Source organism: Desulfovermiculus halophilus DSM 18834 (assembly GCF_000620765.1).
Taxonomy (GTDB): Bacteria; Desulfobacterota; Desulfovibrionia; order Desulfovibrionales; family Desulfothermaceae; genus Desulfovermiculus; species Desulfovermiculus halophilus.
In genome coordinates, this window is the sequence record NZ_JIAK01000004.1 from 189772 (window position 1) to 214538 (window position 24767).

Annotated in this window: 26 protein-coding genes; 15 read left to right on the top strand and 11 right to left on the bottom strand. The window is 59.4% G+C overall.

Annotated elements, in window-relative coordinates; genetic code table 11:
- Positions 1 to 551 precede the first annotated feature (551 nt).
- Complete coding sequence (locus N902_RS18470; protein ID WP_051564062.1) at positions 552 to 1604, bottom strand: molybdopterin dinucleotide binding domain-containing protein; 1053 nt, start codon at positions 1602 to 1604, stop codon at positions 552 to 554.
- Positions 1605 to 1739: 135 nt separating this feature from the next.
- Here N902_RS18470 and N902_RS0100970 point away from each other — a divergent pair, with 135 nt between their 5' ends.
- Positions 1740 to 1934 carry a ferredoxin gene (locus N902_RS0100970; protein WP_027369398.1) on the top strand — a complete coding sequence of 65 codons (195 nt, stop codon included), beginning with the start codon at positions 1740 to 1742 and terminating at the stop codon, positions 1932 to 1934.
- 56 nt (positions 1935 to 1990) lie between these two features.
- On the opposite strand, the gene N902_RS0100975 is transcribed toward N902_RS0100970, so the two are convergent.
- Together N902_RS0100975 and N902_RS0100980 are read right to left on the bottom strand one after the other, a co-directional pair.
- The gene (locus tag N902_RS0100975) at positions 1991 to 3202 is read right to left on the bottom strand and encodes a class I SAM-dependent methyltransferase (protein WP_027369399.1); all 1212 of its coding nucleotides are present in this window, start codon (positions 3200 to 3202) and stop codon (positions 1991 to 1993) included.
- 58 nt (positions 3203 to 3260) lie between these two features.
- The gene (locus tag N902_RS0100980) at positions 3261 to 4493 is read right to left on the bottom strand and encodes a cation:proton antiporter (protein WP_027369400.1); all 1233 of its coding nucleotides are present in this window, start codon (positions 4491 to 4493) and stop codon (positions 3261 to 3263) included.
- A gap of 159 nt (positions 4494 to 4652) precedes the next feature.
- Between N902_RS0100980 and N902_RS15810 the strand changes: the two genes are divergently transcribed.
- Positions 4653 to 6374: a 2-oxoacid:acceptor oxidoreductase subunit alpha gene (locus N902_RS15810; protein ID WP_034621116.1), complete on the top strand. Its 1722-nt coding sequence runs from the start codon at positions 4653 to 4655 to the stop codon at positions 6372 to 6374.
- A complete protein-coding gene (locus N902_RS0100990; RefSeq protein WP_027369401.1) occupies positions 6358 to 7212 on the top strand; it encodes a 2-oxoacid:ferredoxin oxidoreductase subunit beta in 855 nt (284 codons plus the stop codon). Before N902_RS15810 ends, N902_RS0100990 begins: the two co-directional genes overlap by 17 nt.
- Before the next feature lie 289 nt (positions 7213 to 7501).
- On the opposite strand, the gene rbr is transcribed toward N902_RS0100990, so the two are convergent.
- Complete coding sequence (rbr, locus tag N902_RS0100995; RefSeq protein ID WP_027369402.1) at positions 7502 to 8077, bottom strand: rubrerythrin; 576 nt, start codon at positions 8075 to 8077, stop codon at positions 7502 to 7504.
- 338 nt (positions 8078 to 8415) lie between these two features.
- Between rbr and N902_RS15815 the strand changes: the two genes are divergently transcribed.
- On the top strand, positions 8416 to 8649 hold the full coding sequence (locus tag N902_RS15815) for a DsrE family protein (protein WP_244147350.1): 234 nt from the start codon (positions 8416 to 8418) through the stop codon (positions 8647 to 8649).
- 236 nt (positions 8650 to 8885) lie between these two features.
- Here N902_RS15815 and N902_RS0101005 read toward each other — a convergent pair whose 3' ends face one another.
- Positions 8886 to 10268 carry a sigma-54 interaction domain-containing protein gene (locus N902_RS0101005; protein ID WP_027369403.1) on the bottom strand — a complete coding sequence of 461 codons (1383 nt, stop codon included), beginning with the start codon at positions 10266 to 10268 and terminating at the stop codon, positions 8886 to 8888.
- Positions 10269 to 10473: 205 nt separating this feature from the next.
- Between N902_RS0101005 and N902_RS0101010 the strand changes: the two genes are divergently transcribed.
- The 3 genes from N902_RS0101010 to N902_RS0101020 all read left to right on the top strand — a co-directional run bounded on the left by N902_RS0101010 (position 10474) and on the right by N902_RS0101020 (position 11938).
- Positions 10474 to 10839, top strand: coding sequence for a DsrE family protein (locus tag N902_RS0101010; RefSeq protein ID WP_027369404.1), 366 nt, complete (start codon positions 10474 to 10476; stop codon positions 10837 to 10839).
- A 134-nt stretch (positions 10840 to 10973) separates the two neighbouring features.
- Positions 10974 to 11408, top strand: a complete 435-nt coding sequence (locus tag N902_RS0101015) for an iron-sulfur cluster assembly scaffold protein (protein WP_027369405.1) — start codon at positions 10974 to 10976, stop codon at positions 11406 to 11408.
- Positions 11409 to 11425: 17 nt separating this feature from the next.
- Complete coding sequence (locus N902_RS0101020) at positions 11426 to 11938, top strand: thermonuclease family protein (protein WP_027369406.1); 513 nt, start codon at positions 11426 to 11428, stop codon at positions 11936 to 11938.
- Positions 11939 to 11987: 49 nt separating this feature from the next.
- Here the strand turns inward: N902_RS0101020 and N902_RS0101025 are convergent, their stop codons facing one another.
- From N902_RS0101025 to N902_RS0101040, 4 genes are all read right to left on the bottom strand, one after another.
- Positions 11988 to 12758 carry a LabA-like NYN domain-containing protein gene (locus N902_RS0101025; RefSeq protein ID WP_027369407.1) on the bottom strand — a complete coding sequence of 257 codons (771 nt, stop codon included), beginning with the start codon at positions 12756 to 12758 and terminating at the stop codon, positions 11988 to 11990.
- A gap of 44 nt (positions 12759 to 12802) precedes the next feature.
- A complete protein-coding gene (locus N902_RS0101030) occupies positions 12803 to 13513 on the bottom strand; it encodes a murein L,D-transpeptidase catalytic domain family protein (protein WP_051564063.1) in 711 nt (236 codons plus the stop codon).
- A 163-nt stretch (positions 13514 to 13676) separates the two neighbouring features.
- Positions 13677 to 14129 (bottom strand): Hsp20/alpha crystallin family protein, encoded by a 453-nt coding sequence (locus tag N902_RS0101035; RefSeq protein ID WP_027369409.1) that lies wholly within the window; start codon positions 14127 to 14129, stop codon positions 13677 to 13679.
- A 176-nt stretch (positions 14130 to 14305) separates the two neighbouring features.
- The gene (locus tag N902_RS0101040) at positions 14306 to 14554 is read right to left on the bottom strand and encodes an RNA recognition motif domain-containing protein (RefSeq protein ID WP_027369410.1); all 249 of its coding nucleotides are present in this window, start codon (positions 14552 to 14554) and stop codon (positions 14306 to 14308) included.
- A gap of 273 nt (positions 14555 to 14827) precedes the next feature.
- Here N902_RS0101040 and N902_RS0101045 point away from each other — a divergent pair, with 273 nt between their 5' ends.
- Positions 14828 to 15682: an MBL fold metallo-hydrolase gene (locus N902_RS0101045; protein WP_027369411.1), complete on the top strand. Its 855-nt coding sequence runs from the start codon at positions 14828 to 14830 to the stop codon at positions 15680 to 15682.
- A gap of 7 nt (positions 15683 to 15689) precedes the next feature.
- Here N902_RS0101045 and N902_RS0101050 read toward each other — a convergent pair whose 3' ends face one another.
- Positions 15690 to 17030: an FAD-dependent oxidoreductase gene (locus N902_RS0101050; protein WP_027369412.1), complete on the bottom strand. Its 1341-nt coding sequence runs from the start codon at positions 17028 to 17030 to the stop codon at positions 15690 to 15692.
- A 46-nt stretch (positions 17031 to 17076) separates the two neighbouring features.
- Between N902_RS0101050 and N902_RS0101055 the strand changes: the two genes are divergently transcribed.
- The 7 genes from N902_RS0101055 to N902_RS0101095 all read left to right on the top strand — a co-directional run bounded on the left by N902_RS0101055 (position 17077) and on the right by N902_RS0101095 (position 24019).
- A complete protein-coding gene (locus N902_RS0101055; protein ID WP_027369413.1) occupies positions 17077 to 18444 on the top strand; it encodes a sigma-54 interaction domain-containing protein in 1368 nt (455 codons plus the stop codon).
- A gap of 230 nt (positions 18445 to 18674) precedes the next feature.
- Entirely contained in the window at positions 18675 to 19055 is a 381-nt protein-coding gene (locus N902_RS0101060; RefSeq protein WP_027369414.1) for a NifB/NifX family molybdenum-iron cluster-binding protein, read from the top strand.
- Between the two features lie 300 nt (positions 19056 to 19355).
- Positions 19356 to 19715, top strand: coding sequence for a DUF5320 domain-containing protein (locus N902_RS19035; RefSeq protein WP_084287566.1), 360 nt, complete (start codon positions 19356 to 19358; stop codon positions 19713 to 19715).
- A 275-nt stretch (positions 19716 to 19990) separates the two neighbouring features.
- Positions 19991 to 20425, top strand: a complete 435-nt coding sequence (locus tag N902_RS15820) for an RrF2 family transcriptional regulator (protein WP_034621119.1) — start codon at positions 19991 to 19993, stop codon at positions 20423 to 20425.
- Positions 20422 to 21102 (top strand): methylenetetrahydrofolate reductase C-terminal domain-containing protein, encoded by a 681-nt coding sequence (locus N902_RS0101085; RefSeq protein WP_027369416.1) that lies wholly within the window; start codon positions 20422 to 20424, stop codon positions 21100 to 21102. The genes N902_RS15820 and N902_RS0101085 overlap by 4 nt, the downstream gene beginning before the upstream one ends.
- 35 nt (positions 21103 to 21137) lie before the next feature.
- Positions 21138 to 22367: an FAD-dependent oxidoreductase gene (locus tag N902_RS0101090; protein WP_027369417.1), complete on the top strand. Its 1230-nt coding sequence runs from the start codon at positions 21138 to 21140 to the stop codon at positions 22365 to 22367.
- A 29-nt stretch (positions 22368 to 22396) separates the two neighbouring features.
- On the top strand, positions 22397 to 24019 hold the full coding sequence (locus N902_RS0101095; RefSeq protein WP_027369418.1) for a hydrogenase iron-sulfur subunit: 1623 nt from the start codon (positions 22397 to 22399) through the stop codon (positions 24017 to 24019).
- Positions 24020 to 24139: 120 nt separating this feature from the next.
- Here N902_RS0101095 and N902_RS18475 read toward each other — a convergent pair whose 3' ends face one another.
- A complete protein-coding gene (locus N902_RS18475; protein ID WP_051564064.1) occupies positions 24140 to 24613 on the bottom strand; it encodes a MarR family winged helix-turn-helix transcriptional regulator in 474 nt (157 codons plus the stop codon).
- Positions 24614 to 24767: the final 154 nt, after the last annotated feature.

Consider the following 24767-nt stretch of genomic DNA (forward strand, 5'->3'; position numbering starts at 1 on the left):
GATCCCAGTAGCGGGCAACGCGCCCGATGAGCTCAAATAAGGACTGGATGAACGGAGAATCGATCTGCCCTTGAGCTGCCAGATCCAGGATGGACAGGAGAAGACAGGGATTATGCGGGGCGCGAATATCAGGTGTCAGTAGCCGGAGGTGGGTAGTCCGAAACCGCTGGCCTGTGAAAAGAAGATGGGTCGGCTGATGCAGAGAGTCCATGCAGAAGGCAGCCCCGGACAAAATTCCAGACCCACAGCTCACGCCACGGGCCTACGCAGCATCACGTCATGTCATTTTTCTGACCAAGGGGTAGCAAATTTCTTAAGTGAACTCAAGCCTGCTCAAACAGGCTCTGCCCGGATCACGCAGGTCCTGCCCGATCATCCCCAGAGCATAGAACGCTTTCTGCAGTTCACCACCCAATACGCTCCAGGATGCGAAATCAGCCCCAAGCTCTCCTCCTTATCCGGGGCCGCCCGTCACGCATCACCCCTCTACGAAATCAACCCGGCCGTGTTCAGAACTGGACAGTGAAAGTCCGGCCCCTTGCCTTCACTCTTTACTCACTTCGTTTTTCCTCTGAACCGACTTTGTGCACTGCACACATAAAGGTCCGGGCCGCTGGAGTGCAGGTGATGGGGTCTCGCTGTTCATCATCGGTCAGGTTGTTCAGGCTGGCTTCCGGGTCTATGTCCCCCCACCCCCAGGCAATGAGCACCGATCCCGGATGGACCCGGTCCGTGATCCTAGCCTTCATCCGGATACTTCCTCTGGGGGTCTGCACCTGGACCAAGTCCTGAGCACCAATACCTTTGGCCCGGGCATCATCTGCATGCAGCTCCACGTATCCTTCGGGTTCCCTTTGGATCAAAGAGGGGATGGTGTGGAACTGAGTGTGGGTGAAGCGATTGGTCCGTTCCCCGCTGATCCCGATGAAAGCCTGACCTGGGATCTGTCCGGCAAAGCTGATGGGCTCCCCCGGTTCAGCATGGAGAAATGGAACCGGAGAGTGGCCGTTATCCGCAAGTCGCTGGGAATAGAACTCCACCTTCCCGGAAGGGGTGGCAAAACCCTGCTTTTCGTGTTTGGCAAATTCCAAAGGCTCGGCTCGGAGCCCGCTTGGGTTCTGGCGCAGGGCCTGGACGGTGATCCCTGAGGGGGCAAGCTGTTCATCAATGGCCTCTTCCACCGAGCCCCAGGGGAACTCCCGGTCCAGGCCCAGGACAAAGTCACATTTCTGGGCCATTTCAAAGGCGAATCTGCCCACGGCGGATCCGATGTCCAGGCAGATCCCCAAATGGGGTTGCATGAGCTGGCCCCATTGATCATAGGCGTCAGAGGCCTGCTCCTCCTGGAGGATATCCCCATAGTGACTCCAGAGATAGGAGGAGACCACAGCGGATTGTTCATATTTGGAAGGCGAGCGCTGTGCGCGTCCAGGGTCAAGGTCGGCCACGCCGTCGCGAATCAAAAAGACCTCAGCACATCTGGAACAGGTCAGTTGACCCTGGATGACGTCTTCGTCTAAAATCTTTTCCACGTGAAGTGACAGCTCATTTTCCTGGGGAAGACAGGCAGGGCAAATGAGCATGTCCACGAGCGTTTTTTTCATCCTCGTTTCCTAAGGATTGGTGTAAGCTGAATCGAGCCAGAGTTCGACATAAGCTGATCAACAACAATTAGCTCTAGCTTGTCAAGCCGTGTCAGGAAATACTCTGGAAGAGAATCTCTCACATTGGGAGGAGTTATGAAAGTCAAAATCGATTATGACTTGTGCATGGGAGATCGGAACTGCAACAAGGTCTGTCCGGATGTATTTCAGTATGATGAAGATCAGCTGATCTCTCGAGTATTGGTGGATAAAGTCCCTGCGGACCAGAAGGAGCTGGTCCGCAAAGCAGCCAGAGAATGCGCCCCAGGGGCGATAATCGTCGAAGAGTAAGCAGGTTCCTTATATGTTCGACAGGCAAGGCTGAACAGAGTTCAACCCGGCCGTGTTCAGGCCTGGACCGTGCCGGTGACCACATACACCGGGTCGCTGGTCCACAGCTGGCCGTAGTACTTATCCTCCGGAGGCCGCCACCAATTGCGCACCGAGGTTGTTTCCAGCTGCGTAAAGCCCTCATCCCGGAGCAGAATCTCCAGAACCAGCCCCAGGCGCTCAAACTCGTGCAGGGTGGTCCACAGCCCGGTGACCTTGGGCGGGAACCAGCGGTTGGAAAAACTGAGGACCACCCGGCCCCCGGGTCGAAGGACGCGCCTGATCTGGGCTATAAAGACCTGCGGCCGGATCACGTATTCAATGGACAGACTGCAGACAACCAGATCAAAAGATGCGTCTGGAAAAGGCAGCTCCGGACAGGCATTGAGGTCATGGACCACATGGTGGTCCAATGCCGGGTTGGCCTCCAGCTCCTCCTGGTTCATCCCCAGCCCGGTGACCTCCAGATCCATGCGTTTCGGGAAATGAGAGTACACGCTGCTCATGACATCCAGAACCTGCATGCCGGGAAGGAGAAAGCGGGAGTACTCCGCCTGCAGATGCTCCCTGGCCTGGGCGTCCACATGGCCGACCATCCTGGGCCGGGCATAGAATGCGGCATCCTGCTCCTCATCTTCCCGGAGCAGGGGCTCCTGCAGTTCAAAGTCAGTGGGATGCTCCCCCCAGCGGGCCTGCATCCCGGGGCCCTTGTCCCCCATCTCCTCCACCCACACCGAGCACCTGCCGCCTACATCCCCGTCCTTGACCGCCACATTATGTACATATGCGGATATGGACAGGGGACAGTCGGCCAAGGGATGGCTCATGTCCGCGGTAAACTCATTGCCCTCCAGGCCAATGACCCGGAAGGGAAATACATTTTCCGGATAGATGCCCACCAGGTCGCTTAAGAAGCCCTGGGGATAAAATCGGCCGAATCTGGGTCCGGATATCGGCTGTCCCCGCAGAGGGGGCTTGAAGGTAGAGCGGGACAGAGAGCGGACATCGCGTGCCTTCCTGGCCGGGACAGCTTCCCCCGGTCCATACTCCATGCGGACTGTATCCCCGATGCTTCGGCCTATCAGGGCTTCTTCCATTCCCGGGGGGAAGAAATCGCGCCAAATATTCACCTTTTTGGCCAGAAACCGCTCCCGGTGACTGGCCTGGGAGCTTGTCCATTCCAGCTCAAACTCCAAGGTGGCAAAACATCTTTTGTCTATTCGGGTCATAACCAGGGCCCTCAATGGATACAGGTTTGCTCACAACAGATGGATGCCGCCTTGCGGATCACGGCTCCTGGGTCTTGCTGGTGTCCTGCGGCCAGCGGGTGAGCAGGAACCTGACCAGCATGGGCGAGACCAGGCAGGTTATGGCGCTGACCGTGACCATGGCTCCGAACAGGGCCTGATCCACGGCCCAGTCCCCCAGCTGCATGCCTTTCTGCATGATGACCAGGGAGATCTCCGCCCTGGGGACCATGCTCATCCCCACCAGGGTTCCGCTTTGCACATCGCTGAGCATGGCTACGGGCAGGCCGTTGGCCGCCACTTTGACCCCAACCGCGGCAACAGCCAGAACCAGCCCCATCTCCAGCCCGGGGACAATGGCCCCCAGCTGCAGCTGGTAGCCGATGCTGACAAAGAAAAACGGGCTGAAGAAATCGTATAAAGGGACAAAGGCGTCGTCGATGGAGATGCATTTGGGATCCCGGCTAAAGACCAGGCCGGCGAAAAAGGCCCCGATGGCCAGGGAAAAGCCCAGCATCCCGGCCAGGGCGGCAACCACAAACCCGAAGCCGACAATGGTCAGGGTGGAATCCGGCCGGCTCTCCACAGACTGCAGAAAAGAGGTCAGGGGCCGCTCCCAAAACACGGCAAACAGATAGCACAGCGCACCGAACACGGCCATTTTCAGGACAAAGCCCAGGCCGGCCGTGCCCAGGGCGGAGACAAAGGACACAGCGCCGCCGTTCTGCAGCAGCGGAACCAGGGTAAAGACCAGGGCCATGAGGACCACGGCACTGACATCGTCCAGCTCGGCCAGATCCACGAGCAGTGCGCCGTTTTTGGAGTTCAAGGCATCCTTTTCCTCCCACACCTTGACCGAGACCCCGACGCTGGTGGCGGTGAACGCCGCTCCGACAATCAGGCCGCTGACCAGGCCGTAGCCCAGGACAGAGGCCGTGAGGTAATATCCCAGCACACCCGCAAGAACCACATTGAGGATCCAGGCCAGACTGGCGTTGCGCAGCTGCCTGACCAGAACGGTGATGTCGCTCTTGAGTCCAACTCGAAACAGAAGGGCGACCAGACCCAGCTGGCCGAAGAAGCCGATGGTCTGCCCCGCTTCCGCGAACAAGGGCCAGACATCGCTTACCCAGCTCAGCCCCACGCCCAGGAGCAGATACCCGACCAGGGGCGGCACCGCCGTCCGTTCCAGGCTCCCCTTGACCAGCATGGTGGTTACCACCACGGCTCCGGTGAACAAAATGAGATGCGAGGCATCGCTCGGGGGGTGCATCACTCTCCTCCTGGTCTCGGTTGCATGGGTCCGGGCTGCTGATGCTTTGGAGCAGCTTTACAGCCCTGCCCAAACTGCGTATTCTTATAAAGAATCCGACAATAAAAACCATTCCTGTGTAAAGTCAATCTCCGCAGCATCTCAACCCTGGAGGGGAGAATGGACGACATCACCCTGTGCATCGGCGGCGAAGCCGGGCAGGGCCTGGACACCATGGGACAGCTCCTGGCCAAGTCCCTGATTCGATCCGGATACGAGATCCTGGTTTCCCAAAACTATATGTCCAGGATCCGGGGCGGACACAACACCTTTTCCATCCGGACCTGCACCAGCCCCCTGCTCGGGCCGGGAGACGAAATCCACATCCTGGCCGCATTCACCCAGGAAAGCATCGACCTGCACCAGGATCAGCTGGCCAAGCGGCATCTGATCCTGACCAGCGAAGAACTGGGCAGCAAAAACACCCTGGACGCCCTGCTCCCGGTCCCCTTTCAGCAGCTCACGGACCAGAAGATCCTGCACAATGTTGCGGCCCTGGGCTGTCTCTGCGGCATTCTGGGCCTTTTGCCGGACATCGGCGCCGGGGTGGTCCGCTCTGCCTTTGGATCCAAGGACCAGGACCTGGCCCAAAAGAATCTAGACGCCTTTCACAACGGCCTAAACTGGGTCCGAGAGCGGATCGAAGACGCCTGGCACCTGCCTTCCGTCTCCCCCCCGGAATCCGGGTCCAGACTCATGCTGGCCGCCAGCCAGGCCGTGGCCCTGGGGGCCATGAGCGCAGGGGTGAACTTCTGCTCCTTCTACCCCATGACCCCGGCTACCGGGGTGGCCCTGAACCTGGCCGCCCATGACCAGGAGCTGGGATGCGTCGTGGAGCAGGCCGAGGATGAGCTCAGCGCCGTGAACATGGCTGTCGGGGCCTCCTTTGCCGGAGCTGTGCCCATTGTTCCCACCTCCGGGGGAGGCTTCGCCCTCATGGGCGAGGGCATCAGCCTGGCCGGGATGACCGAAACTCCGGTCACCCTGGTCCTGGCCCAGCGTCCGGGGCCGGCCACCGGCCTACCCACCAGGACCGAGCAGTCGGACCTGGAGCTGGCCCTGTACAGCGGCCACGGGGAGTTCCCCCGGGCGGTCATGGCCCCCGGCACCCCGGAGGAATGCTTTTACCTGACCCGCAAGGCCGTGGACCTGGCCCAGCGCTACCAGACCCCGACCATTGTGCTCACCGATCAGTTTCTGGCCGACTCCTACCGGGCAGTACCCGCCTTTGACCTGCACAATCTGTCCCCGGTGGCCCAGCCGGACACCTCCGCTTTTCCCCAAGACTACGTCCGTTTCGCATCCACCGCATCCGGAGTTTCACCCCGGGCCCTGCCCGGATACGGTCCCGCCCTGGTGGTGGCCGACAGCGACGAGCACACCCAGGAGGGACATATAACCGAAAGCGGAGAGGTCCGGACCGGGATGGTGGACAAGCGGAGACGAAAGGAGGACGGCCTGCGGCAGGAGACGGCCGCCCCGGAATACAGCGGGCCGGACAGCCCGGACGTCCTGCTTCTCTGCTGGGGATCGAGCAAGGGGGCGGTCATGGAGGCGGCCCGGATCTGCAGCGAGTCGGGCATGCGGGTCGGGACCCTGCATTTTTCCCAGGTCTGGCCCCTGGATCCGGCTCAGTTCGAGGACCGTCTCCGGCAGGCTGGCCTGGTCGTGGCGGTGGAAAGCAACGCCGGGGCCCAGTTCGCGGCCCTGATCCGCAGGCAAACCGGCTTTGCGGTCCAGGCCAGCATCCTGCGCTACGACGGACGGCCCCTGAGCGCTTCGTATATCCTTCCCCGGCTGAACCCCCTGATCAAGGAGCAGACCAATGGTCACGAGCAGTGATTTTGGACAGTTCGAAACCGCATGGTGTCCCGGCTGCGGCAACCACGCGATCCTGAAGGCGGTCAAGGAAGCCCTGGCCGGAATGGACAAACAGCCCCGTGACGTCTGCCTTGTCTCCGGCATCGGGCAAGCGGCCAAGACCCCGCATTATATGCTGTGCAACCTGTTCAACGGCCTGCACGGCCGGGCCCTGCCTGTGGCCACCGGGATCAAGCTGGCCAACCCCGGGCTGGATGTGATTGCCGAAAGCGGGGACGGCTGCATGTACGGAGAAGGGGGCAATCACTTCCTGGCCGCGGTGCGCAGGAACATCAACCTGACCCTTTTGGTCCACAACAACCAGATCTACGGCCTGACCAAGGGCCAGGCCAGTCCAACCACAGCCACAGGACAGACAACCAAGGCCCAGCCCCACGGGGCCTACTCCGCCCCGTTCGCCCCGCTGTCCACGGCCTTGAGCCTGGGAGCGGGGTTCGTGGCCCGGGGATTCTCCGGAATGACCGAGCATCTGGTCTCTCTGATCCAGACCGCGGTCCGGCATCCGGGATTCGCCCTGGTGGATATCCTCCAGCCCTGCGTGTCCTTCAACAAGGTCAACACCCACTCCTGGTACAAGGAGCGGTGCACAGAGCTGGACGACAGCCACGATGCCGGTGACTGGGAGGCGGCCATGCGTCTCAGCATGCAGTGGGGAGAGACAATACCGGTGGGCATCCTGTATCAGAATACGGACAGGGGGCCCTTTGAAGGCCATTTTCCCCAGCTGGAGCCGGGGCCTCTGGCGGACAACAGCCCGTCGCTTACGACCCTGGAGTCCATTATGCAGACCTATGCCTGAGCATCGCCGCTCGGCGACAAGACCAGGTCAACGCATCCGCACTTGGATTGATAAGGGCATAGACGAGACATACGGTCCAGGCTTGCATGCGGCCCCTCCTGGTCACACGTGGACAGATGGAGAACGAGCATATTGTACTTTATCAAAAAAACCTCGTGCGTGCCAAGCATAATTGACCTCTGCTCCAAAAGCTGCATTGTGACCGGAATTATAGAGGCCTTTCTGGAGCAGGCACTGCCCGGAAAGGTTCAAAATGAAAACGGCCGGGGTGCCCCGGCCGTTTGTTGGATTAATAGTTCTCGCCCAAAAGCTCGAAATGGGCCTGGGGGTGGGCGCAGGCGGGACAGGTTTCCGGGGCCCCGGTTCCCTGATGCAGGTAGCCGCAGTTCCGGCAGCGCCAGGTCTGGGAATCGCCTCTCTCAAACACCCGGCCGGCTTCGATATTGGCCGCCAGGTCCAGGTACCTCTTTTCGTGCTGCCGCTCCGCCACGGCAATGGCTTCAAAAATTGCAGCGATGTCGGTAAACCCTTCTTCCTTGGCTGTCTTGGCAAAGGAGGGATACATATCGCTGTGCTCATGATTTTCCCCGGCGGCAGCGGCCTTGAGATTGTCCACCGTGCTCCCGATCACCCCGGCCGGAAACTCGGCGCTGACCGTGACGTCTCCGCCCTCCAAAAGCTTGAACAGCCGCTTGGCGTGCTCCTTCTCCTGATTTGCGGTTTCCTCGAAGATATCCGCAATCTGGACATATCCGTCCTTCTTGGCCTGGGAGGCAAAGTAGGTGTACCTGTTTCTTGCCTGGGCCTCACCGGCAAAAGCGGTCAAGATATTTTGCTCTGTCTTGGTCCCTTTGAGTCTGGCCATGCCTATCTCCTTATCTGTTTATGTTGAATGATAACCATTAGCATAATAAAGCAACAAGAAGAGAGTTTACCTTGAGATACGTCCTTTGGCAAGGATGGATGTACAAAGGGGTGCAGCTGCACTTTACTCATTTCCTCCGGACATGGGAGAGAATTGCCCCACACGCATTATGCAGGTCAAGGCTGAGCGCAAGGATTGCCTCTCTTGGCCAGGATTTGACCTTGGGCATCGGATAATGCATCATACACAATATACATCCATGCGGTATTCTGCTTTCTTTTTCTGTTCTGCGCGGTGTGGGCGCACAGCATACCAATTGTCATCCAAAGGAGGTCTGTATGGCTCGATATCTATTCATCCTCAGCCAGGACAGCAATGAGGCGGCCACCCGATGTTTTCAGTTCGCCAAAGTTGCGATGGACAAAGGGCATCAGGTGGATCTGTTTTTGATCGACGGGGGCGTGGAATGGGCCAACTCCAGGCGGGACATGAACCTCAAGACCGTGACCGGCGACTGCCCCAACGACTACCTGCCCACCCTGGTGGACAAGGAGATCCCCATCGGGGTCTGAATCCCCTGCGCCAAATCTCGTCAGGTGGACGAGAGCCAGTTCTTCTCCAATATGTACCTGGGCGGAGCACCGGCCATCATCCATATCTCGGCCGAGGCCAAGGTGTTCAATTTCTAGTCCTCCCATGCCTGCAAACCCGGGCCTGCTTTAAAGGCAGGCCCGGGTTTTGAGCCTCTTCAGCACTCCAAGTCACATCTCACACTTACCAGCTTGCGGTCTGAGGACAAAAGCCTCGGCTAGGGCTCGATCACGTTGTGGACCTGAATGTTGTACTTCTTCATTCGATTCCAGACCGTCACCCGGGAGACCCCCAGGAGCCGGGCCGCCTCGGACTGATTGCCCTGGGCCTGCTGCAGGGCCTGGATCAGCTCCTGCTTGATCTGCTCGTCCCGGGGCGGCGCGTCTCCGGCCCCGCTTTGCTCCGACTGCTTCTTTTGAAAGATCTGGGGCAGAAGGTGATTGGGCTGGATCATTCCCTGGGAGCAGGCCACAAAGGCATACTCGAACACACTCTTCAGCTCCCGGATATTCCCCGGCCATGAATAGCGGCACAAGGCCTCCATTGCCTCCGGGCTGATCCCCTTTAACGGCTTTCCTGTCTTCAGCTTGATCCGCTCGAAAAAGTGCTCGGACAGCAGGGGCACATCTTCAGGCCGTTCCCGCAAGGGAGGAAGGTGGATGGGCACCACATTGATCCTGTAGTACAGATCCTGGCGGAAGCTTCCCTGCCGGACCAGCTCCTGAAGATCGCGGTTTGTGGCGGTAATGATCCGCACATCGACCTGGATCGGCTTATTGTCTCCCACCCGCTCGATAACCTTGTCCTCCAGGACCCGGAGCAGCTTGACCTGAGTGGACAGGGGCAAATCGCCGATCTCGTCCAAAAAGATATACCCCCCGCTGGCGGCCTCGAATCTGCCCTGCCTGCTGGCATGGGCCCCGGTGAACGCGCCCTTGACATGACCGAACAGTTCGCTTTCCAAAAGCGACTCCGTCAGGGCCGCGCAGTTGACCTTGACCAGAGGCTTGGAGCTCCGCGCGCTCTCGGCATGAATGGCCTCTGTAACCAGCTCCTTGCCGGTCCCGCTCTCTCCGTAGACGATGATCGGGGCATCAGTCTGGGCCGCGTTCTTGATCAGTTCAAATACCTGGCGCATGGGAGCGGAGCGTCCCAGGATGCCGTGAAAGCCGTCCTCGGTATTCAGGGCCCGGCGGAAGGCCTCGATCTGATGGTCCTTTTCCACAATCTCCGATATATCGGTCAGGGTCTCCACGGCACCGATCACATTCCCCTGGTCATCGCGCAGCAATGTGGCGTTTTTCAGCACCGGGGTAAACCCTCCGTCCTTGCGCTCAATGGAACATTGGCGCATGGAAATCTCACCGGATCGAAACAAGGTGCACCAGTGGTTGTCCTCCAAGCCTCTGGCTGCATTGCAGATATCGCAATTGAGGATCAGACAGGATTGCCCCACCAGCTCGGAACTGGTATATCCAGTCATCCGTTCCAGGGCATTGTTTGTGGATACGATGGTTCCCCTGGTGTCCACAATCATGATCCCTTCTTGGATGGTTTCCACAACGGTTTTCCAGTATGCATTCATTTCCCGACCCAACATTGGCCTTGTCTCCTTCACTTTCAGAGCTGTTTTCTCCATGCTTTGCACGGAGAAACATGTGTAAAAAAGGCTATTAACACAGCGAGAGGCTTCAGGCAATGCAGCCGCGGGCAAATGTCAAACCACCCTGGCAACGTATGGAATACTGCTCAAAGAGCCCCGCCCTTGCGACGGGTCTGCACCTTCAACCTCAGGAGCGTATGTAATGCACAAAATGCTTTTCGTCATCTCAAAGGGCTTTGAAAAGGCCGGCAGCGCCACCAGGGCTATGCAGTTCGCCGCCCTGGCCGCGAAGAAAGAAGAGACCCCTGTTCAGGTCGCCCTCATCGACGACGCCATTCATTGGGCCCAGCTGGGCATGGCCGAGGGGATCCGGACCACTACAGGGGAACACATGAAGGACATGGTGGACGAGCTCATAGCCGCCAAGGGGGATATCCTGGTCTGCAAGGCCTGCGCGGACAAGCGCCTGGTTGGGCCGGATGAGCTGATCGAGGGCTCACGGATCGCCGGGGCCCAGGAGATTGTGGACCTGATGTGCGACGACGCGATGAAGGTGGTCACCTTTTAGGCCGGCGCACGGCCTGTGCCGGACTGCCGGCGCAGGCCGGATCATCTCCTTGTCACCAACCGGGGATTGGGGTAGACTTTTCTTTTGAGTTACTACTTCTGTCAATATTTGAGCATGTTGGGAGGAACACATCAATGACCGACCCCCTGGACTCCTTTGTGGCCAATCTCCAAAACGAGATAAACGAGCAGACCAAAGAAGAGTTCGGAACCCCGTTTTACAAGCGCTGGCTGAACCCCGCTCACATGGGCAACCTGCCGTCCCCCTCCACCCAGGCCGAGCTCACCGGAAGCTGCGGGGATACAATCCGAATCTTTCTGGACATCGACGAAGACGTCGTCCGCCAGGCCATGTTTCAGACCACCGGGTGCGGTCCGAGCATCGTCAGTGCAGACGCCGCCTGTGAGCTGGCCGAAGGCAAGGGCCTGGAAGAGGCTGCCGGCATGGAGCAGTCCGATGTCATCTCCATCCTGGGCTACCTGCCTGAAGACAAGGAGCACTGCGCTCATCTGGCGGCCAATACGGTCCGGGAAGCCATCCGCCTGTACTGGGCCGCACGCGGCGCCTGATTTCCCGGCCGCCCAGCATGCGCCTCTCCTCTCTTTTTGTCCTGGGCCTGTTTTTCACCCTTGCGGTCGGCGCCGCCTCCCCCAGCTGGGCTGTTTCCGCCTTTGTGCTCTGGGTCACCGACGGGGATACGGTCACTGTCATAGACTCAGACTTTCATCTGCAACGGGTCCGGGTCTACGGTATTGACTGCCCAGAGTCCGACCAGCCCTATGGGTTCACGGCCAGGCTGCAAACGGCCTGGGAGGTATGGGTACGGCCTGTGACCCTGATCCCCCACGAAACGGACCGCTACGGCCGCCTGGTGGCCAGGATCCAAAGAGACGGCCGGGACCTCTCTGCGTCGCTGATCGCATCCGGATTGGCCTGGGTCTACGACGCTTACTGCACCCAGGAGGTCTGTCGCAGGTGGAAACGGCTGGAGACAGAGGCCCGGAGAAAAGCCAGGGGGCTGTGGTCGGATCCCGGACGGGTGCCGCCCTGGGACTGGCGGCGGGGGAAACGCCCGGACAACGGCTGGAGGTTATGGTGAAAGACACTGAGCTGGCTAAGGTTTCCTGAACGAATATGGACGGATCTATTCAACCGCCCCAGGTGTACTCAGTGATCCGCTCCCCTTTGTACCGGCCGTCCGGCTGACGGATGAGATCCATCTCCAGCACGGCCTCCCGCTGCTTGAAGCCGACAAACTCCTCATTGGTTATATGCTCCTGAAACTCATTGATGTGACAGAACACGTCGTAGACCACATCCTGAAGCTGCAGCCCGCTGCGGACCCGGGCAAAACCGTACCCCCTGTCCGGTGACACGGAGTAGAGCACTCCCCGGCAGCGCTGATTTCCGTTCTCGGTCTCCAGCAGATTGGGGATCAGGAAGCCGGAAAAATAGAAATCGGCTTCATACCGCAGCTCGTTGCTGGTATGCGCGAAGGACAGGATGTCCACCCGCCGGCCCCTGTTCTGCAAGGCCCTGACCAGGCGCACAAAATCTCCGTCCCCCGTGCCCAGCAGGATGTAGTCCAGGTTCTCGGACTGGACCAGGGCATCAACCGCCAGGTCCAAATCCGCATTGGCCTTGAGGATGGTTTCCCCGTCGTCGTTCACGAATCGGCGGACCCGCTTGACCAGAAGATGAAAGCCGGCCCTGCGGATGGCGTTGCGGAACTCCTTGTTCCGGCGGGCGTACTCCGGATCTTCGGCCTCCCGGTCGAAATCGGCCGCCACGTAGGCATTGGCCCGCAAGAGCTGCACCTCCTGGGCCCTGACCAGATCTGTGATCACCCCGAAGCGCATGCCCCACCCGCCGTTGCGGGTCAAATTCTCCACATCCAGATACACGCCGCCTTTGAGCATACTCCACAGTTCCTTGTAATCAAAAAAGAAAAAAACAGTCCGTGCTACCCGCTGGGAGAGGCAAATACAGTCGAGCTGCTCAAGTAGCCGCTGTCCTCGGCGTAGACAAAGAGGCAGCTTCCTTCTTTTATCCTCCTGATGATCCGGGCATGTATGGTCGGGGGCAGGGACGGACACCCCAGGCTGCGGCCCAGCCGTCCGTTCTTGTTCAGAAAGCTTTTTCCGGCGTAGTCGGCCCCATGCATGACAATGCCCCGCTTTCTGGCCAGGTCGTTGATGGCCTCCTCCAGCCCGTCCAGGCGCAGGGAATACCCGCGCTTGCCCCGGTATGTCTCCCCGGTGCGGAAAAATCCAAGACTGCTCTGGTAAGAATTCGGGGTGTTGGAGAACTGCCGGGCATAGGTCATCCCTGTGTTCCGCCCGTGGGCGACATAGGTGCGGTACAGCAGATCCTGGCGCTTGAGATCCAGGACATAGCAGCGCTTTTCGTAGGATGGACGGGTGAAATCGATGATGGTCAAGAGATGCGGCTTGGAGAAGTCCCAGCGCTGCAGTCCCTCCATTGCCTTGGCAAAGATATCGTACTCGAGGTGTTCATCCAGTCCGGTGCGGATATATGTGCGTTTCCAGTCCAGGTGGCGGGAGAGGGGAGCTGTGCCGCTCCAGGCCGGGGAGATGAGGAAGAGAAGGACCAGGACAATTGCGGAAAAAAGAAAAAAACGGGTTGGACTGGGGAGATGCGGCCCAAAATTCATTTGCACACCTTGGCTGGATGTTTCAGGACAATAATGCGCTGCAAAGCAGCTGCACATACTAGCCAAAGATGGTTCTGGGAGCAAGGTGCAGTCAGGCAAGGGCCGATGCAGGACATGCAAAAAGCCGGGCCCGCGGTCCCGGCTTTTTGCACCAAAGCATCATTCATGACGATTCTATTTCAATCTTCTTGCGCTGCGCACTCTCGGCCTTGGGCATGGTTACGGTCAAAACCCCGTCCTTAAATTTTGCTTTGACTTTGTCTGCTTCAACTTCGGCCGGGAGCGGGACTGTTTTGTAGAATGAACCATAACTGCATTCAATTCGGTGGTAGTTCTTGTCCTTCTCTTCGTCCTCAAACCGTTTTTCCCCTTGCAGGATGAGATTATCCTGGCGGATGGATATATCCAAATCCTTGGAATCCATGCCCGGAAGCTCCGCACTCACCTTGATCTCTTTTTCATCCTCGCTCACATTGACCTGGGGATAGGAAAATTCTCCAAATGGAGCGCGGGTAAACGGTTCATTGAAAAAAGATTCCATCATATCAAACATATTTTGTGGACGCTGTACCTCCTGGGACCGTTTGCGCAATTCCGGCAGATATTTCCTGAGCATAGCCTCCACCTCCTGTTAACAATGATGTGGCTTTTCCGATCATATTGACCACAATAATCCTCAAGCTGCGTTTGTCAAGATGAAATCCCATTCTTGGGCATAAAAAAAAGCCGCCCTGTGAATCACAGGGCGGCCATTCAGGCTCTGCAATGAACCGGAGCTTCCGCGTTGGGAATCTACCAGCGAGGCCTGGCTTCATTGACCCGCAAGGTCCGTCCTCCGAACTCGTTGCCGTTTAATGCCTCCATGGCCGAATCTGCGCTTTCTTCGGCCATTTCCACAAAGCCGAACCCCCGGGAACGACCTGTCTCCCGATCATAGATGATGTTTGCAGATTGGACTTCGCCATACTGTGAAAACAGATCCCGAAGATCGTCCTCAGTGGAAGAAAACGGCAGATTCCCAACGTACATCTTCTTACTCATAGCTCCTCTACTCCTCGAAAGGTAAAAAAATGAACAGATAGCTGTCCCCGTGGACAGCTCGCGCTCATATTAAGTGCAAAGGGCATCCGGGTCAAGCAAAAAATCATTTTTGCTTGAAAAAGTCCTGCCTGTTGCGTATTGAGCGATGAGTAAAAAGTTCCCCAACCATTTTCTCCCGGCGGTCTTGGACACACTCACCGATCGTGTGCTAGCTCTGTAGAAAGATCGGCCGCGCACATCACACCCCTACCCTGAATCGGAGGTACACGCAGTATGGGCTCAACCCGGATAACCATCCTCTGCGAAAACACCGCCGCCGGCCCCATGGGACTGATCGGCGAGCACGGATTTTCCGCCCTGATCGAACGAGACGGGCAGCGCATTCTCTTTGATACCGGGCAGGGCATGGCCCTGGCCAACAACGCCTCCGTCCTGGGCACGGACCTGTCCACCATCCCCACCCTGGTCCTCAGCCACGGGCACTACGACCATACCGGCGGCCTCCCCGCCGCCCTGCACCCCCCGCGCGGAGTGCAGATCTTCGCCCACCCGGACATCTTTGTGCCCAAATACGCCCAGCTGGAAACCGCCCAGGGTCCCCGAAAGGTCTTCATCGGGCTGAAGTACCGGCGGAAATACCTGGAAACCACACTCCAGGCCAAGTTCTCCTTCCTCCGCGAGTTCACGGAGATCGCCCCCGGGGTGTTTTTTTCCGGAGAGGTCCCCAGGAAGACCGACTTCGAACATCCGGACACCCGTCTCAAAATAGAGCAGAACGGCGAACTGGTCCCCGACCCCCTGTGGGACGACGCCAGCCTGCTCATTGAAACGGACAAAGGCCCGGTGGTCCTTTTGGGCTGCGCCCATGCCGGGGCGGTCAACGTGCTCAATCACTTCGCCGCCTGCACCGGGCACAAGAGCTTCCATGCCGTCATAGGCGGAACGCATCTCGGGTTCATGGGCGGCCCGGGGGAGCAGCTTGCCGCATCCATGCAGGCCTTTGATCAGTACGGGCTGGAGCTGGTGGCCGTGTCCCACTGTACTGGACAGCTCGGAGCAGCCATGTGCTGGCAGCACTTTCAGGACCGGTTCGCCTTCGCCTCAGCCGGGTGGTCGGTGGAGTTCTAATTCCCGGTCACAGCTTTTTGTACAGCTGATTGGCCGCAGTGAGCAGCGGGTCCCAGACCGGGCCGAAGGGAGGGGCATACGCCAGATCGCACTGGATGAAGTCAGCCACCCGCATCTTTGCGGACAAAGCCACGGCCGCCGAATTGATCCGCAGGGCGGTCCCCTGCCTGCCCACCATCTGGGCCCCCAGGAGCAGCCCGGTACGGGCATCTCCGATCAGATGGGCCTTTATGGGTTCAGTCTTTCCCTGATAGGAATGGGCCTGATTCACGGACTCAATGGTTGCGCTCCGGGGGTCAAAGCCATGGTCTGCGGCCTGCTCAGCGCTGAGTCCGGTTGTGGCCACCTCCAGACCGAAGACCTTGAACACCGCGGTCCCGGCCACTCCAGGGATATCCACTTCCTGCCCCAGAAGATGGTCGGCGACTGCCCAGCCGGCCCGGTTGGCCCGCAGGGCCAGGGGGATCCAGGTCCGTTCCTTGCTGACCAGGTGAAAGGCATCGGCACAGTCTCCGGCGGCATAGATATCCGGATCTGAGGTCCGCATGGCCCGGTCCACGGCTATGGCCCTCTTCGGCCCCAAGTCCAGCCCGGCCTGTGCGGCCAGCTCGCTGTTGGGGGTTACCCCGACTGCGCAGAGGACGAAATCCGCCGGCAGGGTATCCCGGCTGCAGCGGACCTTTAGCCCATCAGGGCCGGAGGCGATGGATTCAATGTCCTGCCCAGGGTAGAGGCCCACTTGATTGGCAGTCAGCTCCTCCTGGACCATTTCCGAGAGCTGCGGCTCCATCCAGGGCAGAAGCTGGGACCTGGGCTTGACCATGGCCACCTCGATCCCCCTGGCCCGCAGGGTCTCGGCCATCTCCAGGGCGATATAGCCCATGCCCAGGATGACCGCCCTGTTCACCGTGTGTGCGGCCAAATACTCTTTGATCGCCCTGCCGTGCCCCAGGCTCTTCAAGGACATGACTCCGGGGAGGTCGATTCCGGGGATATCAGGCGTTTTCGGGGCCGCACCAGTGGCTATGAGCAGCTTGTCATAGCCCAGCTCAAAGGCTCCGTCCGCAGATTCTCCGGCAACCTTCTTCTGGCTGGGATCAATCCGGGTCACCCGGTGCCCCAGCCGGAGGTCGATATTCAGCTTCTGCTGAAAGACCTGGGCCGAACGGACCACCAGATCGTCAATGGGCCTCCCGGGGGCGGCAATATTGTACGGCATGCCGCATGCACTGTAGGAGACATCATGGGTCTGCTCCAGGACAACAACCTCTGCGTCCTGGGCCTTGCGTTTGAATCTGCTGGCCGCGCTCATTCCGGCTGCGTCCCCGCCTATGATCACGAAGCGCATGGCGCCCTCCCTTTGGGGTTAGGATGAAAAAACGAGTGGAGTTGCGATGGATTTTGAAGCCTTTCCCCTCTCCGGACAAGTGACCAAAATCATATTGGAAAGCATCTCGGACGGGGTATTCACAGTAGATCACGAGTGGAAAATCACGTCCTTCAACCGGGCGGCGGAAAAAATCACCGAGATATCCAGGGAAGAAGCTCTGGGCCGCTACTGCTGGGAGGTCTTTCGCTCCACGATGTGCGAAACCCGCTGCCCCCTGCAGGCCACCTTTGCCCAGGGCACCTCCCAGGACAACATCCAGGGGGAGATCATCGACCGCAACGGCCGCCGCATCCCGGTCAGCGTCTCCGCCGCCCTGCTGCAGGACGAGGCGGGCCAGATCCTGGGTGGAGTGGAGACCTTCCGCGACTTAAGCGATGTCGAGACCCTGCGGCAGGAGCTTCACTCCGGCACCCAGGTCGGCGAACTGGTCAGCAAAAGCCGCTCCATGCATTCCATCTTCAAGATCCTCCCCAGGGTGGCCCAAAGCGACAGCACTGTGCTCATCCTGGGAGAGACAGGAACGGGCAAAGAGCTCCTGGCCAAAACGATCCACCAGCTCAGCCCCCGACGGGACAAGCCCTTTATTGCAGTGAACTGCGGTGCGCTTCCGGATTCCCTGCTGGAGTCGGAGCTCTTCGGCTACAAGGCCGGGGCGTTCACCGACGCCAAAAAGGACAAGCCGGGGCAAATCGCCCTGGCCCAGGATGGAACCCTGTTTCTTGATGAGATAGCAGAAACCAGTCAGGCCTTTCAAGTCAAGCTCCTGCGCGTTCTGCAGGAACGGGAGTTCACTCCGCTGGGCGGGACCTCGGCCCGGAAGATGAACACCCGGATCATCTCCGCCAGCAACCGGGACCTGTCCTCTCTTGTCCACAGCGGAGAATTCCGGCAGGACCTGTTCTACCGGATCAATGTCCTCAAGCTCACCCTCCCTCCGCTCAGAGAGCGAAAAGAAGACATCCCCCTGCTCGTGGACGGTTTTCTCCAGCGCTTCAACGCCCTGTACAACCGGCGGGTGGCCGGTGTCGGCGAACAGGCCCTGAGCATGCTCATGCACTATGACTACCCGGGGAATATCCGGGAACTGGAAAACATCATCGAATGCGCCTTTGTCCTGTGTCCATCAGAGATCATCGAGCCCGAACACCTTCCTGAACATCTGGGGAAGATGTCCTTGCACCGCACGGACCCGCGCAGTCTGCGTTCTGCGGCCCAGGAAGCCGAATCCAGGGCCATCATGCAGGCCCTGGAAGACAGCGGGTACAACCGGACCCGGGCGGCCAGAGCCCTGGGCATGCACAAGAGCACGTTGTACAGGAAAATGGCCAAGTACGGGCTGCAGGCCCCCAAAGGCAGCAAGGACCACCCGTGACCACGGCGGCAGCCCCTGCCCGGACCAAAGCGTCGCAGCATTGCAACTTTTTCTGGACCTTCGTCGCATATGCGCACCATATATCCGATACCTCCTGCGCTGCCCTCCCCCTGTCTCAGGAGACAGTACGTTCAACTGCCTGATATATCGGGCTCTGCACTGAATCAGATCCTTGCCCCGCATGTGGCACGCCGTATGCTAGCTCTTCAATGTATGAGAAGGAGATGCATATGCCTACAGTGGCCCTAACAGTTTGGGGTTCACGTGTTTCCCCGGTCTTTGAGAGCGCAGCCTGGATCCGGGTGCTGCAGACAGCAGGGACCCGGGTTGTGCGGCAGACCGAGCTATATCTGCCCCCGGAGCCCATGTCCCGCATCGCAATGCTCCGGGAGCACGATGTCCGGGTCCTTATCTGCGGCGCGATCTCCGGGCTGCAGGCCTCCATTATCCGGGCGGCGGAGATCGAGCTGATCCCCTTTGTTGCCGGCGATGTCGAGGAGATTCTCGTCGCCTACGTCCAGGGGAAGCTCGGGTCCGAGCGATTCGCCATGCCGGGCTGCTCCGGGCGCCACAGACGAAGGAGGCGTCGAGGCCGGGGAAACAAGGGATAGTCCTTGCCTGCATTTCGACACAAGGAGGATACGACCATGCCACGCGGAGACGGAACAGGACCATCGGGCCAGGGACCGCAGACAGGACGCGGCCTCGGCCCATGTGGAGGAGGAACAGGCGGGCCGCAGAGGCCGGGAACCGGCCTCATGCGCCGGGCCGGAAACTTTTTCCGCCGCAGACGCGGCCCGGGGCAAAGCTCCCGGGGCGGAGCGGGAGGAAGAGGCGGAGGATCCGGATCCGGGAATAGATAGCCCCGTCGCACCAGCTCAAAATATCTCCAACTCCAAAGGAGGTGACCTATGCCTTGGGGAGATCGAACAGGACCAATGGGAATGGGACCGATGACCGGGCGCGGTCTTGGATTCTGCGCCGGCATGAACCGGCCGGGAGCAATGAGTCCGGGCTATGGCCGGGGAATGGGCTTCGGCCGGGGACGAGGCTTTGGTCGAGGCTTTAGAGGCGGACGCGGTCCGGGCTTCGGCCCCTTTTGGGGCCCCGGCCCGGGCCCGTATGCGGCATACGGGCCCGGGCCCATGCCGGCCATGAGTCCGGAACAGGAGAAAACAATGCTCCAGCAGGAAGCACATTCCCTGCGGGACGCTTTGTCCGCGCTGGAAAAGCGCATCTCTGAACTCGAGGACAACGAATCAGGCTCCTGAGGAGCTGCCCTGTGCGGGCTTAGAGCCCACCCTGAGCAAGGCAGAGGTATCCACGGCCGAAAAAACGCCTGGATGTCTCTGCCTTTTTTGTCCTCTCTGCACTCTGTGTTGCTTGCAGGCGAGTTGTGAGTTGTGCTATCTAGAGCCAACGCAAAGATCCCAAGCAACCCAGCTGAGCCGGTGTCCACGCCAACAGGCCACAGTCTTCTCAGGGGTGTATTGCTTTGCAGGCATATACACACATCGTGGATTTCCGCAACTCATGAGGAATATGCATGAAAGTCTCTACCCGGAGCCGATACGGCATCAGACTGCTCATGGATATCGCCATGCACGGTCAGGGGCAGGCAGTCTCCCTGCATGAAATAGCCCACCGCCAAGACATCTCTTTGAAGTATCTGGAAAAAATCACACGCATCCTCAAGCAGGGCGGCTATCTGTCCGGAAAACGGGGGCCCAATGGCGGCCATAGGTTGACCAAGCCCCTGGATCAAATCTATTTGGGTGATGTCGTCCGGGTCCTGGAAGAGGATCTGGACCTGGTCAACTGCTGGATGAACGACACGCCCTGTCCTCGACTGGAACACTGCAAAACCCATCAAATCTGGACCGAGCTCACAGAAATCATCTACACCAAGCTCAACACCCTCAGCCTGAAAGACCTTGTTGAAAATGATGTCTGTACCTTGTCCAAACAGGAGGAACTATGATTGTTGCAAAGAGAAAGCCCCTGGAGGAGATCAAGGCCTCTGTCCAGGATTACTCCCGGGTGCTTACCGTGGGCTGCGGCACCTGTGTGGCCGTATGCCTGGCCGGAGGCGAAAAGGAAGTGGCCAGTCTGAATGCAGAACTGAGCATGGCCAGGACCATCGACAAGGCTCCGATTGAACTCAGCGCCGCCACCATAGAACGCCAGTGCGACCGGGAGTTCCTGGCTGAGCTTGACCACATGGTTGACGGATACCAGGCCGTCATTTCCATGGCCTGCGGCGTGGGCGTCCAGTTCTTGGCTGAACGGTATCCGCACATCCCGGTCTTTCCCGGAGTGGACACGACATTTATGGGTGCCAACCAGGATGTGGGGTGGTACGAAGAGCGGTGCCGGGGGTGCGGGACCTGCGTTCTGGCCTATACAGCAGGCATCTGCCCGGTGACCACATGCTCCAAGGGTCTGTTCAACGGTCCATGCGGCGGGACGAACTCCGGAAGCTGCGAAGTCAACCCCGATGTCCCCTGTGCCTGGCAGCTGATCTATGAGCGCCTGGACCTGCAGAACCGGGTAGCCAATATCATGCCCATTTTCCCGGCCCAGGAATGGCAGAACCAGGTACCGCGGACTGTGGTCCAGCCAGGGTACGAGCATAAAGTCGGCGTGGAAGAACGATAGCCCGGACCAAGACCCAAACCCGAAGGAGTGCCACCTTGAACAGCGAACGGAAAACGGTCATGGTCATAGGCGGCGGGATTGCCGGTCTGACAGCCGCCCGTGATTTGGCCGATTACGACCTCAACATTCATGTGGTTGAAAAGGAGCCCTTTCTGGGCGGCAACGCCATTGCCTACAACTGCAAGGCCACTGACGAGTGCCGGCAATGCGATGCCTGCACAGTGGAAAAGACCTTGAAGGACGTCTTAGAGCACCCGAACATTACTATCCACCGCGCCGCGCAGGTGGTGGAAACGTCTCCGGACGCTCCATACACCGTGACCATTGAACAGGCCCCCCTGTTCGACACCGAGCAGGAACAGGCCGTCCTGGCCCAGCACTATGCCTCCTGCCCGGTTCCCGGAGCAATCCGCAAAGGGACCTCCCCCAGTCACAAACCGTTTTTTGCTGTGGATCCGACCAAGATAGAGGATCTCAAGTCCAGTCCGGCCTCAACCGTCCTCGATCTGAACCAGGCTTTCACCCGGAAAACAGTCCAGGCCGACAGCATTGTCCTGGCCTCCGGCTTCGTTCCCTTTGACGCCCAGCAGAAGCCGACCTACGGCTACGGCCGGCTGCCCAATGTGGCCACAGCCAAGGATATGGAGGTGTTGAAGAAAGAGACCGGCGGGTATGTGCGGCCTTCGGATCAGGGCCTGCCGAAGAAAGCGGCCTTTATTCAATGCGTCGGGAGCCGGAATGAGCAGCTCGGACACTTGTGGTGCTCCCATGTCTGCTGCCCCTATGCCCTGCGCATGGCCGAGGTGATCAAGGCTCAGGATCCGGAGGCGGAGATCAGCGTGTACTACATGGACATCCAGAACATCGGAAAAGAATCTCCCCTGTTCTACAATCAGTGCAAGCAGGATCTGGAGTTCATTCGGACCATTCCCGTGGACATGTACGCCGGAGATCAGGACAATATCCTGGTCAGCACCATGAACGAGCAGGACGGCGCGTTGACCCAAAAGGAACACGACCTGGTGGTCCTCTCTGTGGGCATCATGCCCGGAGAAGACAACACTGCTCTGGCTCAGCTTTTCGGCCTGGACCTGACCAAGGACGGCTTCTTTGGGGTTCAGCACGAACTGGATACCACCAGGACCCAGAAGCCCGGGCTCTTCCTGGCCGGGACAACCGTGGGGCCCAAGAGCATTGCTGAGTCCATCACCCATGCCGGCCTGGCTGTTCGAGAAGCTGCAAAGTACTTAGGGGTGTCCAAATGAAAGCAGAGAATACAAGCACACTGACAGCGATGGATCTGGATACGTCGGTTTTTGTCTTCGGCGGCGGGTGGTCAGGACAGCGCACAGCCAAGGAACTCGCCTCTCTGGGATACGAGGTGACCCTGGTCGACAGCGAGCCCAATCTGGATCAGATCACTGACAAGACCGGATTTCTGGCCCATGCCGCCCCCAAGCAGGGTGAACTCTTCAAATCGGCCGTGCAGGACATCTCTGAGATCGAATGCATGACCGGAACCAGCCTCCTCCACTTCGAAGGCATGCCCGGACGGTTCAGGATGAAGCTGATGCAGGGCACGGACGTGGTGGAACGCCGGGCCGGAGCCGTGGTGGTGGCCGACGATGTCCAGGCCTCACCGCTCTTCGACGCCTATGGGGTATCCCCCTCCCAGCGGGTTGTAAGCCAGTCCCAGTTCGAGGCTCTGGCCCAGGGGACCGGCGCATCCGACGCCATAGGCTCCGGCAAGAGGGTTGCATTTGTGGTCGGATTCGGCCAGGAGGGCCATCCGGTTGTTATGCGCCGGGTCATGCAGGCTGTGCAGAAGGTCCAGGATCAGGGCGGCCAGGCCTATGTCTACGTGAACAACATCAAGGTGGCGGCCAGCGGCCTGGAGCGCTTGTACCGGGACAACCGGGACAGCGGTGCCATCTATTTCAAGCTGCAGAGCCCGCCCCAGATAAGCCCCGACGGCTCATCCATCAGCGCCCTGGACCCGGTCCTGAACCAGGAGGTCACCCTTGAGCCCGACCTGATTGTGGTCGAAGAAGCCCTGCTGGCATCCCCGGAAGCGCCCAAGCTTGCCCATCTGCTGCGCATAGACCGCGGTCCGTGGGACTTTATGCAGGAAAACAATGTCCACCGTTTTCCGGTTCGCTCCAACCGGGAGGGAATCTTCGTGGTAGGCGGCAGCCGGGATGTGGCCGACCTGTCCCTCTCCTGGCAGGATGCGGCCAACGCCGCCGAGGAAGTGCACAGGTTCCTCGGGGACGGAACCGCCCTCGCCCCAGAGAGCAAGGCGGTGGTGGACAAGGAAAAATGCTGCTTCTGCCTGACCTGCTACCGCTGCTGCCCGCACGGGGCCATTTCCTGGGAGGACAAGCCGGTCATCTCTCCCCTGGCCTGCCAGGCCTGCGGCATCTGCGCCAGCGAGTGCCCCCAGGACGCCATTCAGATCATGGGCTTTGAGGATCAAGGGATCACCAGTCAGCTGGACCTGTCCTTGAGCGAAACAGCCCAGGCCCCGAGCATCGTGGCCTTCTGCTGTGAGAACTCCTCCCTGGAGGCCCTGAAGATGGCCCGGCTTTTCGGCCTGAACCTCCCGGCCGGCCTGAAGACGATTCACGTCCCCTGCGCCGGGAAAGTGGATCTAGACTATATCTTCTCAGCCTTTCTCAAGGGAGCGGACGGCGTCCTGGTCCTTTCCTGCCATCCGGGCAACTGCAAATCTGTCCACGGAAACACCTTTGCCGGCTGGCGGGTCGAAAATGTCCAGCGCATGCTGACCAACGCCGGCATGGATCCGAGCCGCCTGCGTTTTGCGACCCTGGCCTCCAATATGGGCCATGACATGACCAAGATCCTCAATGAGCTGGAAACTACGTTGAAGGATCTTGGCCCAAGCCCCTTGAAGTAGACCTCAAGGTGTCGGGTGCAGGGTGGCAGCAACTTCAAGGCATCCCAGGTGTTCCTGGGTCGCAACTAAAGTCTGCCGCCCAAAGCCTGACACCTTGCCTTTACCTGCCCTCAGCCTGGGTCACGCCCCCTCGCCCATTTCCTCCCTGACCAGCTCCATTCCGTACTTCAGCTTTTCCAGACAGGTCAGCAGCTGATCCCGCTCTTCGGGCCTGAACTTGCGCAGCACGTGTTCATGGATTGTGTCCTGATAGGACACAACAGCCTTAAGCTTCCTGTCACCCTGCCGGGTCAGGGTGATCATCTTGATCCTGGCGTCGTGGGGGTCCGGATTTCTTTCGGCCAGGCCTTTGCCGACCAGGGCATCAATCAATGCCGTCGCCCTGCTCTTGGCCACTCCCAACTCCCTGCCGACCTGGGTCAGGGTTACGTATCGCCTGTCCCTGAACAACAGCAGGCAGTTGATCTCCGAGCACGGCAGCCCGAAGAGGTGCTGCTCCCGGTCCAGTCGCTGTTCACAGCACTTAAGCATGGCCTGGAGCAGATTCTGCAGATGGTGGGCCTGATAGCGAAGGGCGGCGTCTTCCTGATGCATGCGTCCTTTCCTGGAATAAAGATGATTGCGGGTCTCGGGCTATGACCCGCATACCGTTTTGCATGAAATTAATGCTCAAACCCTACAGCGACAGTTTGGGTACAACAAACGCCTGCAAAGAGCCAGGCGATTACTTATAGCTCCCATGCTCTGC